Raw genomic sequence first — 12378 nt, forward strand, 5'->3', positions numbered from 1 at the left:
GACCACGAGTCTTTGCCAAACCACTCCCTGTGGTTATGGATCCCGGATCGGCGCTCCGCTTCGCTTCGCTTGTCCGGGACGACGGCGGAGCATGCCGCAACAAAAAAGCCCCGGCTCGCGCCGGGGCTTTGATGGTTGCGAAACGGGTGTTTCGCTTACTTGTCGCGGTTCTTGAGCGCGGTGCCGAGGATGTCACCGAGCGTCGCCCCCGAATCGGAGGAGCCGTACTGCGCGATGGCTTCCTTCTCTTCGGCGACTTCGAGCGCCTTGATCGAAACCTGGACCTTGCGGGCCTTCTTGTCGAACTGGATCACGCGGGCATCGACCTTCTCGCCGACGGCGAAGCGCTCGGCGCGCTGGTCGTTGCGGTCACGGGCGAGCTCCGAACGCTTGATGAAGGTCGAGAAGTCGGTACCGGTGATCTTCACCTCGATGCCGCTTTCCTTCACTTCGAGCACTTCGCAGGTCACGACCGCGCCCTTCTTGACATCGCCCGGCTCGGCGAAGGGGTCGCCTTCGAGCTGCTTGATGCCGAGCGAGATGCGCTCCTTCTCGACGTCCACATCGAGCACCACGGCTTTCACCACGTCGCCCTTCTTGTAGTTGTCGATCACCTGCTCGCCCGGAAGCTTCCAGTCGAGGTCGGAGAGATGGACCATGCCGTCGACGTCGCCCTCGAGGCCCAGGAACAGACCGAACTCGGTCTTGTTCTTGACCTCGCCTTCGACCACCGAACCAGTCGGGTGACCTTCGACGAAGACCTCCCACGGGTTGCGCATGGTCTGCTTGAGGCCGAGCGAGATGCGGCGCTTGACGGAATCGACTTCCAGCACCTGCACTTCGACTTCCTGCGAGGTCGAAACGATCTTGCCGGGGTGCATGTTCTTCTTGGTCCACGACATCTCGGAGACGTGGATCAGGCCTTCGATGCCCGGCTCGAGCTCGACGAACGCACCGTAGTCGGTGATGTTGGTGACGCGGCCGGTGAAGCGGGCACCCAGCGGGTACTTGGCTTCGATGCCCTGCCACGGATCGTCCAGCAGCTGCTTCATGCCCAGCGAGATGCGGTGCGTCTCGTGGTTGATCTTGATGATCTTGACCTTCACGGTCTGGCCGATCGAGAGCACCTCGGTCGGGTGGTTGACGCGGCGCCACGCGATGTCGGTGACGTGCAGCAGACCGTCGATACCGCCGAGATCAACGAACGCACCGTAATCGGTGATGTTCTTGACCACGCCGTCGATGACCTGACCCTCTTCGAGGTTCTGCACCAGCTCCTGGCGCTGCTCGGCGCGGGTCTCTTCCAGCACCGTGCGGCGGGAGACGACGATGTTGCCGCGGCGGCGATCCATCTTGAGGATCTGGAACGGCTGCGAGTTGTTCATCAGCGGCGCAACGTCGCGGATCGGACGGATGTCGACCTGCGAGCGCGGCAGGAAGGCCACGGCACCGTCGAGGTCGACGGTGAAGCCGCCCTTGACCTGGTTGAAGATGACGCCGTTGACCTTCTCGTTGTTCTGGAAGGCCTTCTCGAGCTTGCCCCAGCTCTCCTCGCGGCGCGCCTTGTCGCGCGACAGCACGGCTTCGCCGAGGGCGTTCTCGATACGATCGAGGAACACTTCGACCTCGTCGCCGACCTTGATCTCGCTGTCACGGCCGGGGCCGGAAAATTCGCGCAGGGCGACGCGGCCCTCGGTCTTCAGGCCGACGTCGATGACGGCCATGTCTTTTTCAATTGCAACCACCTTGCCCTTGACGACGGAGCTCTCCTGCAGGTTGCCACCTGCGAAGGACTCGTCGAGCATCGCGGCGAAATCGTCACGCGACGGGCTGTAGGTATCAGCAGAAGTCGAAGCCATTTGTTCTCCAGTTGCGGAAGTATGCCGGCCGTTGGGTTCATGGGCGCATCGCACGCGCAGTGTCGGAAGGTCCGCAAGACCTTCGAGCGACCGCTCGCTGCTCCGGCCTTGCGGCGGAACAGCGGAAGCGGGCCGGCTGAGGCCCGCGCGTTCGATACGTTGAAATCTGTGTCCGGAGCCTGGATCGCGCCGGGCCCAAACAGGGGACCGGGGTTATCGACCTCAAAGAGCGGGAGCGGGCGCTTCCTCCAATGACGGCGGCGGCTTAACCCCGCGACCGGCCCGCTCGGACGGCCTCGATAATGTCGATGGCGGCCCGGACGCCGCCTTCTATATCCAGTTGGGAGTTATCTAGCAAGTAAGCATCCGGGGCCGGCTTCAAGGGCGCAATCGGCCGGTTCTTGTCGCGCTCGTCGCGCCGGATGATGTCGGCGAGCACCGCCGCCTCGTCCGCCTCCTCGCCCCTCGCCTTGGCTTCCATGGTCCGGCGGCGGGCGCGGACCTTGGGATCGGCGACCACGAAAATCTTCACGTCGGCATGGGGGCAGATCACGGTTCCAATGTCCCGGCCGTCGAGCACGGCGCCGGGCGGATCGGCGGCGAATTGCCGCTGGAAATTGAGCAGGACCTCGCGAACCCTGGGGATCGCCGAGACGATCGAGGCGCCCTCGCCGGCCTCCTGGGTCTTCAGGGCGGGATTGCCGAACCTTTCGGGATCAAGCTCCAGCGCAGCCTGCACCGCAGCCGCCTCGTCCCGGAGATCATGACCGGATTCCATCACGGCATAGGCCACCGCGCGATAAATGACGCCGGTATCGAGATGACGATAGCCGTAATGATGGGCGAGGCGTTTGCCGAGCGTCCCCTTGCCCGAGGCCGCGGGCCCGTCGATGGCGATGATCATGAGAACTCGGCCCCCAACGAACGCATCATCGGAATGAAGTCTGGGAAACTGGTTGCGATGAAGGCGGTGTCGTCGACGGTCACGGGCTGGTCGGAGGCGCAGCCCATCACCAGCGCGGACATTGCGATGCGATGATCCATGTGCGTGGCGACAATGCCGCCGCCCGGAACGTGGCCGCGCCCTTCGACGATCAGATCGTCGCCGGAGATCTCGACCTTCACGCCGTTGACACGCAGCATGGCGGCGGTGGCCTCCAGGCGATCGGATTCCTTGACGCGCAGCTCGTGCAGGCCGCGCATGATGGTCGTGCCTTCGGCGAAGGAAGCCGCCACCGCCAGCACGAGATATTCGTCGATCATCGAGGGCGCGCGCTCCGGCGGCACCTCGACACCGCGCAGTTTTGACGCGCGCACGCGCAGCTGCGCCATCGGCTCGCCGGCATCGCCGCGGACTTCGCTTTCCTCGATCGAGGCGCCCATTTCGCGCAGCGTGGTGAACAGGCCGGTGCGCAGCGGATTGGTCATCACGTCGGACAGGACGACATCCGAGCCTTCGACGATCAGCGCCGCGACGACCGGAAAGGCCGCCGAAGAGGGATCGGCGGGCACAACGACGGTGGCGCCATGCAGCTCGGGCTGGCCAATCAGCGTGATGCGGCGGCCGTGCTGGCCCTCCTGCGCGGAGGTGATGTCGGCGCCAAAGTGCTTCAGCATCAGCTCGGTATGGTCGCGGCTGGCCTCGGTCTCGATCACCGTCGTGGTGCCGGGCGCGGCCAGGCCCGCCAGCAGCACGGCCGATTTGATCTGGGCCGAGGCGACCGGGGTCTTGTAGGTGATCGGCAGCGGATCACGCGCGCCCTGGACGGTGAGCGGCAGACGGCCGCCCTCGCCGCCGGACACCACTCTGGCGCCCATCTTCTCGAGCGGATCGAGGATCCGGCGCATGGGGCGGCTGCGCAGCGAGGCATCGCCGTCGAAAACCGCCGAAATCGGGGAGCCGGCAACGGCGCCCATGACCAGCCGGCAACCGGTGCCGGAGTTGCCGAAATCAAGCGGCGCCCTGGGCTCGGCAAAGCCGGCGACGCCCACGCCGTTCACCTTCCAGGCGAAATCGCCGGTGCGCTCGACCCTGGCGCCCAGCGCCTGCATCGATTTGGCGGTGTTGAGGACGTCCTCGCCCTCGAGCAGGCCCGAAATCCGGGTCTCGCCGACCGCGAGCGCGCCGAGGATGAGGGCACGGTGGGAGATCGACTTGTCCCCGGGGACCCGTACTTTCCCGGTCAGGGGACCGCTTGCGCGCGACTGAAGCGGCGTCGGCTTGTCGGAATCAGTCAAATTTGTGTCCTTGGATAGGCCCGAAACATCCCTGCGGGGCTCGCGGGGCAGGTACCACAAGGTCTGCCCGCCGTCACGGGCATGTCTTTCTCCCGTAATGCGCTATTGACAGCGGGCCGCCAACTAGCCAAGTGAAACACCGCTTTTCAGACATTCCCAGGATTCCTGCCGTGGCCAAGTCCGAACTCGGAACCAAACGTATTTGCCCGACCACGGGCAAGAAATTCTATGACCTCAACAAGAATCCGGTGATCTCGCCCTATACCGGCGAAGTCGTGCCGATCGCCCCCGTGGCGCCGGCTCGCGCGACCCGCGGCGCCGAAGCGCGCCACGCAGCGGCCGCCGACACCACGCCGGAGCCGGCAGAAGTCGAAGAGGTCTCGCTCGAGGAGGCCGATGCCGAGGAGAACACCGGCAAGGTCAAGGCCGTGGTGCCCGAATCCGAGGACGATATCGAGGTCGACGAGACCATCGACGACGACGATGATGATGATTCGACCTTCATCGCCGACGAAGAAGAGGGCGATGAGGACGTCACAGACATCATTGGTGATGTCGGAGGTGATGAAGAGACTTGAGATCAGCCCTGATCTGTGAAAAAGGGTGCACCGCGCGAGTCACCAGGCTCGGCGGTCGGGAGTGATCCACCAGGATCCTCCCAACTGGAAGACTAAGGGGCCATAGCTCAGCTGGGAGAGCGCTTGCATGGCATGCAAGAGGTCGGCGGTTCGATCCCGCCTGGCTCCACCAGCCTTCGCTGGCTTCGCCAGCTTCGGCTCGGCAAGCCCTATCGTAGCGAAGGCTGCCGCGGCGTAGCCCGAAGGGCGAAGCCGGGCTTCAGCAGATCGAATGCGGATGTAAGCTCTCCCTCGACAGCTGGGGAGCACGCCGTGAAATACGTCTACATTCTCGAAAGCCTCGATTCCCTCCACTTCTATGTCGGGATCACTGACGATCTGCGCGCCCGACTGATAAAGCACAATGCTGGCGAGGTGCCTCACACCTCGAAATTCGGACCTTGGCGTCTCAAGACTTACATTGCGTTCAGCAACGAGAAGCAGGCCGTCGCGTTCGAGAAGTACCTGAAGTCAGCGTCCGGCCGCGCCTTCGCCAAAAGGCGCTTCTAGCCCCCTACTCCCCGATCACCGCATTCAACCGATCGCGCAGCGCCACGATCTCGTCCTTCATCGCGACCAGTTCCGAGACCGAGCAATCCGACGCAGCCAGGATCGATTGCGGCACGGCGCGCGCTTTTTCCTTCAACGCGTGGCCCTGCGGGGTCAGCGCGATCAGCACCTGACGCTCGTCCTCGCGCGAGCGGGTGCGCTTGACGAGATGCGCGGCCTCGAGGCGCTTGAGCAGCGGCGTCAGCGTGCCCGAATCCAGGAACAGCTTTTCGCCGATGTCCTTGACCGGCACGTCGTCGCGCTCCCACAGCACCAGCATCACCAGATATTGCGGGTAGGTCAGGCCGAGCCGGTCGAGCAGCGGCTTGTAGACCCGATTGAAGGCATGCGCGGCCGAATAGACCGCGAAGCAGATCTGATTGTCGAGGCGCTGCGGGTCCAGCGCCGATAATTTCCGGGGCATCGAGAATCTCACGCGGTTTCCTCCATTCTGGGACCGGGCGGCCATACATTCAATTGCGAACAATTAAATGTGAGGCATGCAAATTTCAATTGCGCGCAATCTAATTGTTTGCGATGTAGGTTCCACCCTAACCCGAAGACCTGAGGAGACGAAAATGACCGTGAACGTCCTGTACAAGACCAGCGCCAAGGCCACCGGCGGCCGCGACGGCCATGCGGCGACCCTCGACGGCGCGCTCGACGTCAAGCTCACCACGCCGAAGGAGCTCGGCGGCGGCGGCGGCGCCGGCAACAATCCCGAGCAGCTGTTTGCGGCCGGCTATGCCGCCTGCTTCATCGGCGCGATGAAGTTCGTGGCCTCGCAGGGCGGCCCGAAGGTTCCGGCTGACGCCTCGGTCACCTCCACCGTCGGCATCGGCCCGCGCTCGGCCGGCGGCTTCGGCCTCGACATCGACCTCGCCGTCTCGCTGCCGGGCCTTGCCCGCGCGGAAGCCGAGGCGCTGGTCGAGAAGGCCCACCAGGTGTGCCCCTACTCCAATGCCACGCGCGGCAATGTCGACGTTCGCCTGACGGTCGTCTGATCAAACGGCGGATTGGCTGGCCCGAGATCCCCCTCGGGCCGGCCGCTTCCCTCTGTTTTGTTGTTTTGCCACGCCGCGGGATTGCACGGCGGCACCGCATACGCCCCTACGCACCAAGCCATTGCTGGCGCAAAAAAACCTCGCTAGGCCTGTGATCAATGATCGACACAGGGAAGCGAAGGCATGACTGAAGCCGTTTTGGGCGCAATGAGCGGACTGCGCGTCATCGATCTCACGCGCGTGCTCGGCGGTCCCTACTGCACCCAGATCCTCGCCGACCACGGCGCCGACGTGATCAAGGTCGAGCCGCCCGCCGGCGACGAGGTGCGCGACTGGGGCCCTCCGTTCCACGAGGAAGACGCGGCCTATTTCATCGGCATCAACCGCAACAAGCGCTCGATCGGCCTCGACCTCGCCTCCGAAGGGGGCCGCATCGTGCTGTTGAAGATGCTCGAGACCGCCGACGTCCTGATCGAGAATTTCAAGCCGGGCACGCTGGAGAAATGGGGCATCGGCAACGATGTGCTCAGCAAGAAATTCCCGCGGCTCGTGCATTGCCGGATCTGCGGCTTCGGCGCCGACGGTCCGCGCGGCGGCAATCCCGGCTATGACGCCATCATCCAGGCGATGACCGGCATGATCGCGGCGACCGGTTCGCCCGAGAGCGGACCGATGCGGATCGGCGTGCCGCTGGTCGACATCACTACCGGCCTCTATGCGGCGATCGGCATCCTGATGGCGCTGTCGGAGCGGCAGCGCTCGGGCCAGGGCCAGTTCCTGGAGACGACGCTCTACGAGACCGGCCTTGCCATCATGCATCCGCACACCGCGAATTATTTCATGCACGGCAAGCCGCCGTCGCTCACCGGCAACGAGCATCCCAACCTCGTGCCTTACGCGATCTTCCCGACCAAGACCGACAACATCTTCATCGGCGTCGGCAATGACGGCACCTTCCGCAAGCTCGCCAAGGAGATCGGCAAGCCGGAGCTCGGCACCGATCCGCGTTTTGCCCGCAACAGGGACCGCATCGCCAATCGCGAGGCGCTGCGGGCCGAGTTGGCCGCCGTGTTCAGCCAGCACGAGGCCGAACCGCTGTGCAATCGCCTGCTCGCCGCCGGCCTGCCCGCCGGTCCCGTGCAGAAGATCGACCAGGCCTTGACCAACGCGCACACGATCGCCCGCGGCGATGTCATCGAGAAGGACTGGTACAAGGGCGTGGCCTCGCCGATCCGGCTCGATCGCAGCAAGCCGAGCCTGCGCCGCCTGCCGCCGAAATTCAGCCAGCACTCCCAGGAGGTGCTGGGCGAGTTCGGCTACTCCAAATCGGAGATCGACGCGATGGTCGAACAGGGCACCGTCTGCGGCCCCGAGCGCAAGCGCTAAACGCCCTCGCCGCTTCACCCGAGCAAATGCCGCACTGCGGCGCGGGCACGCATGTGCACCGCGAACGGAGGAGGCTGCGCGCTCGGCATTCGCCTATTTGACGGCTTCCCTTTTGGCCGCGCTTGCTGCTTTCGTTTCTCCCGCTTACACAGTCATGTGAACGTCATATGGCGCTGCTAGCGCAAGCGCTTCTTTTTGACGGCCAAGGGAGGTTTACTTGATGGCTCTTCGACACTTTGGGGCGGCTGCCGCAGTTGCAATCACGATCGGCATGGGCGCATCGCCGGCCTTGGCCGTGACCGAAATCCAGTGGTGGCACGCGATGACCGGCGCCAACAACGACGTCATCGTCAAGCTCGCCACCGACTTCAACGCCTCGCAGACCGACTACAAGGTGATCCCGACCTACAAGGGCAACTATCCCGATACGATGAACGCCGGCATCGCGGCGTTCCGCGCCGGCAACGCCCCGCACATCATGCAGGTGTTCGAAGTCGGCACCGCGACCATGATGGCGGCGACCGGCGCCGTAAAGCCCGTCTACAAGCTGATGGCCGAGGCCGGCGAGAAGTTCGACCCCAAGATCTACCTGCCCGCCATCACCGGCTACTATTCGACCTCGAAGGGCGAGATGCTGTCCTTCCCGTTCAACTCGTCGTCGACCGTCATGTGGGTCAACCTCGACGAGCTCAAGAAGGCGAACGTCGAGATCCCCAAGACCTGGCCCGAAACGTTCGAGGCCGCCAAGAAGCTGAAGGCTGCGGGTCATGACACCTGCGGCTTCTCCGGCTCCTGGGTCACCTGGGTCAATCTCGAGCAGCTCTCCGCCTGGCACAACGTGCCGCTCGCCAGCAAGGCCAACGGCCTCGACGGCTTCGACACCGTGCTGGAGTTCAACGGCCCGCTCCAGGTCAAGCATCTCGAAACCCTGGTCGAGCTGCAGAAGAACAAGACCTACGACTATGCCGGCCGCACCAACACCGGCGAAGGCCGCTTCACCTCGGGTGAATGCCCGATCTACCTGACCTCGTCGGCGTTCTTCGGCAACGTCAAGGCGCAGGCCAAGTTCAACTTCACCGCCGTGCCGATGCCTTATTATCCGGACGCCAAGGGCGCGCCGCAGAACTCGATCATCGGCGGCGCCTCGCTCTGGGTCATGGGCGGCAAGTCGGCCGAGGAATACAAGGGCGTCGCGAAATTCCTGACCTTCCTCTCGGACACCGATCGCCAAGTCTACATCCACAAGGCCTCGGGCTATCTGCCGATCACCAAGGCGGCCTACGCCAAGGCGAAGGAAGAAGGTTTCTACAAGGATCAGCCCTATCTCGAGACCCCGCTGCTCGAACTGACCAACAAGGAGCCGACCGAGAATTCGCGCGGCTTGCGTCTCGGCAACATGGTTCAGCTGCGTGACGTCTGGTCGGAAGAGATCGAGCAGGCGCTGGCCGGCAAGAAGACCGCCAAGCAGGCGCTCGACGCCGCCGTCGAGCGCGGCAACACGATGCTGCGTCAGTTCGAAAAGACCGCCGTCAAGTAAGGCGATGAGCGGCAGGCCGGTAAGCCGGCCTGCCGCTCAGCTGACATCATGCAAAAGCAAGCCATTTTCCAATCAAAGCTATTGCCCTACGCGCTGGTTGCGCCGCAGCTCGCGATCGTCCTGATATTCTTCTACTGGCCTGCCCTGCAGGCGGTGATCCAGTCCTTCCTGCTCCAGGATGCCTTCGGTCTCTCGAGCACCTTTGTCTGGTTCGAAAATTACATCGAGCTGTTCAAGGACCCCGCCTATTTCGAGGCGATCGTCCGGACCTTCTTCTTCTCGTTCGCGATCGCCGTGTCGTCGCTGTCGTTCGCGCTGCTGCTCGCCGTGATGGCCGACAAGCCGCTGCGCGGCTCGATGCTGTACCGCACGCTGCTGATCTGGCCCTATGCAGTCGCGCCGCCCGTCGTCGGCGTGCTCTGGATCTTCATGCTGCATCCTTCGCTCGGCGTGCTGTCGCGCTATCTGCGCAACCTGGGCGTCGACTGGAATCCGCTGCTCGACGGCAACCAGGCGGCTGGGCTGATCATCCTCGCCGCCGCCTGGAAGCAGATCTCCTATAATTTCCTGTTCTTCCTCGCCGGCCTGCAGGCCATCCCCCGAAGCGTGTTCGAGGCCGCCGCGATCGACGGCGCCCGCCCGATGCGGCGGTTCTGGACCGTGACCTTCCCGCTGCTGTCGCCCACGATCTTCTTCCTGCTGGTCGTCAACATCGTCTACGCCTTCTTCGACACCTTCGGCATCATCGACACCATGACCCGCGGCGGTCCCGGTACATCGACGGTCACGCTGGTCTACAAGGTCTATTCCGACGGCCTGCTCGGCGGCAATCTCGGCAGCTCGGCGGCGCAATCGGTGATCCTGATGGTCATGGTCATCGTGCTGACGGGAATCCAGTTCCGCTTCGTCGAACGCAAGGTGACCTACTGATGGTCGAGGAAGAGGGCTTTCGGCGCTACGTCGCCCACGCCATTCTCTGGATCGGGATCGCAATCGTCGCATTCCCGGTCTACATCGCGATCGTCGCCTCGACCCAGGACAACGCGCTGATCGCGAACGGGCAGATGTCGCTGCTGCCGGGTGGGCATTTCTTCGAGGTCTACTACCAGACCATCTTCGTCGGCACGAGCGGCTCGACCCGCGAGCCCGTCGGCAACATGATGCTGAACTCGCTGGTGATGGCGCTGGCAATCGCGATCGGCAAGATCGCGATCTCGATCATCTCGGCCTATGCGATCGTGTATTTCCGCTTTCCGTTCCGGATGGCGATCTTCTGGATCATCTTCATCACGTTGATGCTGCCGGTCGAGGTGCGTATCTACCCGACCTACAAGATCGTTGCCGATCTGCACATGCTCGACAGCTATGCCGGCCTCGCGCTGCCGCTGATTGCGTCGGCCACCGCGACGCTGCTGTTCCGCCAGTTCTTCATGACCGTGCCGGACGAGTTGCTGGAGGCCTCGCGCATCGACGGTGCCGGCCCCTTGCGTTTCTTCTGGGATACGTTGCTGCCGCTGTCGCGCACCAACATGGCGGCGCTGTTCGTGATCCTCTTCATCCTCGGCTGGAATCAATATCTTTGGCCGCTGCTGATCACCACGCGCGACGACATGCAGACCATCCAGGTCGGCATCCGCAAGATGATCACCACCACCGATGCGCTGACCGAATGGCCGATCGTGATGGCCACCGCCGTGCTCGCCATGCTGCCGCCGGCGTTCGTCGTCGTCGCCATGCAGAAATTGTTCGTGCGCGGCCTGGTCGAGACCGAGAAGTAGGTTTTTGGAAATGAGTTTTCATGGCTAACGTCACCCTGCGCAACGTCCGCAAGACCTATCCCGGCGGCTTCGAGGCCATCAAGGGCGTCAACGTCGATGTCGGCGACGGCCAGTTCTGCGTGCTGGTCGGCCCCTCCGGCTGCGGCAAGTCCACGCTGCTGCGCATGGTCGCAGGTCTCGAGACCGTCACCGGCGGCGAGATCGACATCGGCGGCCGCGTGGTCAACCAGATCGAGCCCGCCGATCGCGACATCGCGATGGTGTTCCAGAACTACGCGCTCTATCCGCATATGAGCGTCTTCAACAACATGGCCTACGGCCTGCGCAACCGTGGCATGAAGGAGGCCGAGGTCAGGACCCGCGTCGACGAGGCCGCACGCGTGCTCGAACTCGCGCCGATGCTGGAGCGCAAGCCGCGCCAGCTCTCCGGCGGCCAGCGCCAGCGCGTCGCCATGGGCCGCGCCATCGTGCGGCAGCCAAAGGTGTTTCTGTTCGACGAGCCGCTGTCGAACCTCGACGCAAAGCTGCGCATCGCGATGCGGGTCGAGATCCGCAAATTGCAGCGCCGGCTCAACACGACGTCGATCTACGTCACCCACGACCAGCTCGAGGCGATGACGCTCGCCGACGTTCTCGTGGTCATGAACGGCGGCCAGGTCGAGCAGGTCGGCAATCCGCTGGCGATCTACGAGAAGCCGGCGACGACCTTCGTCGCCTCCTTCATCGGGGCGCCGCCGATGAACCTGATGTCGACGCGCGCCGATGAGATCAAATCGCAGCTCGGCGGCAGCGCGACCGAGGCCGGCATCCTCGGCATCCGCCCAGAAGATTTCGTCATCACCGACCAGACCCCGGCCGGCGGCGTCGCACTTCCGCTGACCGTGGAAGCGATCGAGCGCGTCGGCGCCGAAACCTTCGTCTACGGCACGCGGGCCCAGGACGAGCAGCGCGTCGCCGCCACCCCCGGCGAGCTGCCGCCCGGCGAGGTCATCGTCCGCATTCCCGGAACCGAGGCCCCCGCCATCGGTGAGAGGATCCGCGTCGCGGCGGTGCGGCCGAAACTGCACCTTTTCAGCAGCGACGGGCGGACGCGGATCGAGGCCTGAGGGGTTCCGAGGGGCCCGGTCGATCAAAAACGCAAAAACAACCCCATGCAGAGTAGCCGGGGGATTGTTTTCATTGAGATAAATCGTCCGTCGATTCGTCATGGCCGGGCTCGTCCGGGTATTTGCTTTCCGGTGACGAATTGGGCGCTTCCGCGCGATTCGAGGCGGGTCAGGCGCGAAAATGGGCAATCCACAGGCCCCCGCTACGTCCTTGAACCGACACGGGGTTATGACCATATTGCTGACCAAGGGGCGCCGCTTCCGGGCCCTGAAATGCCAAAGTCGCTTCGAGAGGACTTTGTAA

General features: G+C 64.0%; 12 protein-coding genes and 1 tRNA gene. 9 read left to right on the forward strand and 4 right to left on the reverse strand.

The window, feature by feature from the left end:
- Positions 1–155 precede the first annotated feature (155 nt).
- The 3 genes from rpsA to aroA form a co-directional block, all read right to left on the reverse strand.
- Positions 156–1859, reverse strand: a complete 1704-nt coding sequence (rpsA, locus tag ACKWRH_RS00480; RefSeq protein WP_014490919.1) for a 30S ribosomal protein S1 — start codon at positions 1857–1859, stop codon at positions 156–158.
- 265 nt (positions 1860–2124) lie between these two features.
- The gene (cmk, locus tag ACKWRH_RS00485; RefSeq protein WP_445218884.1) at positions 2125–2763 is read right to left on the reverse strand and encodes a (d)CMP kinase; all 639 of its coding nucleotides are present in this window, start codon (positions 2761–2763) and stop codon (positions 2125–2127) included.
- On the reverse strand, positions 2760–4097 hold the full coding sequence (gene aroA / locus ACKWRH_RS00490; protein ID WP_445218885.1) for a 3-phosphoshikimate 1-carboxyvinyltransferase: 1338 nt from the start codon (positions 4095–4097) through the stop codon (positions 2760–2762). The genes cmk and aroA overlap by 4 nt, the downstream gene beginning before the upstream one ends.
- 170 nt (positions 4098–4267) lie before the next feature.
- On the opposite strand from aroA, the gene ACKWRH_RS00495 reads away from it, so the two are divergent.
- From ACKWRH_RS00495 to ACKWRH_RS00505, 3 genes are all read left to right on the forward strand, one after another.
- Entirely contained in the window at positions 4268–4675 is a 408-nt protein-coding gene (locus tag ACKWRH_RS00495) for a TIGR02300 family protein (RefSeq protein WP_028149794.1), read from the forward strand.
- Between the two features lie 96 nt (positions 4676–4771).
- Positions 4772–4847: transfer RNA gene (locus ACKWRH_RS00500), tRNA-Ala, on the forward strand.
- Between the two features lie 140 nt (positions 4848–4987).
- Positions 4988–5224, forward strand: a complete 237-nt coding sequence (locus tag ACKWRH_RS00505) for a GIY-YIG nuclease family protein (protein ID WP_445218886.1) — start codon at positions 4988–4990, stop codon at positions 5222–5224.
- Positions 5225–5228: 4 nt separating this feature from the next.
- Here the strand turns inward: ACKWRH_RS00505 and ACKWRH_RS00510 are convergent, their stop codons facing one another.
- Entirely contained in the window at positions 5229–5687 is a 459-nt protein-coding gene (locus ACKWRH_RS00510) for a MarR family winged helix-turn-helix transcriptional regulator (RefSeq protein WP_014490915.1), read from the reverse strand.
- A 154-nt stretch (positions 5688–5841) separates the two neighbouring features.
- Between ACKWRH_RS00510 and ACKWRH_RS00515 the strand changes: the two genes are divergently transcribed.
- The 6 genes from ACKWRH_RS00515 to ACKWRH_RS00540 all read left to right on the forward strand — a co-directional run bounded on the left by ACKWRH_RS00515 (position 5842) and on the right by ACKWRH_RS00540 (position 12074).
- A complete protein-coding gene (locus tag ACKWRH_RS00515; RefSeq protein ID WP_445218887.1) occupies positions 5842–6267 on the forward strand; it encodes an organic hydroperoxide resistance protein in 426 nt (141 codons plus the stop codon).
- Between the two features lie 183 nt (positions 6268–6450).
- Entirely contained in the window at positions 6451–7653 is a 1203-nt protein-coding gene (locus ACKWRH_RS00520; RefSeq protein ID WP_445218888.1) for a CaiB/BaiF CoA transferase family protein, read from the forward strand.
- A gap of 220 nt (positions 7654–7873) precedes the next feature.
- Positions 7874–9190 carry a sn-glycerol-3-phosphate ABC transporter substrate-binding protein UgpB gene (gene ugpB, locus ACKWRH_RS00525; RefSeq protein ID WP_445218889.1) on the forward strand — a complete coding sequence of 439 codons (1317 nt, stop codon included), beginning with the start codon at positions 7874–7876 and terminating at the stop codon, positions 9188–9190.
- A 48-nt stretch (positions 9191–9238) separates the two neighbouring features.
- Positions 9239–10120 (forward strand): sn-glycerol-3-phosphate ABC transporter permease UgpA, encoded by an 882-nt coding sequence (gene ugpA / locus ACKWRH_RS00530; RefSeq protein ID WP_445218890.1) that lies wholly within the window; start codon positions 9239–9241, stop codon positions 10118–10120.
- Complete coding sequence (gene ugpE, locus ACKWRH_RS00535) at positions 10120–10968, forward strand: sn-glycerol-3-phosphate ABC transporter permease UgpE (protein WP_445218891.1); 849 nt, start codon at positions 10120–10122, stop codon at positions 10966–10968. The genes ugpA and ugpE overlap by 1 nt, the downstream gene beginning before the upstream one ends.
- Before the next feature lie 20 nt (positions 10969–10988).
- Positions 10989–12074, forward strand: a complete 1086-nt coding sequence (locus ACKWRH_RS00540; protein WP_445218892.1) for a sn-glycerol-3-phosphate import ATP-binding protein UgpC — start codon at positions 10989–10991, stop codon at positions 12072–12074.
- Positions 12075–12378: the final 304 nt, after the last annotated feature.

It is taken from the genome of Bradyrhizobium sp. Pa8 (genome assembly GCF_052588265.1).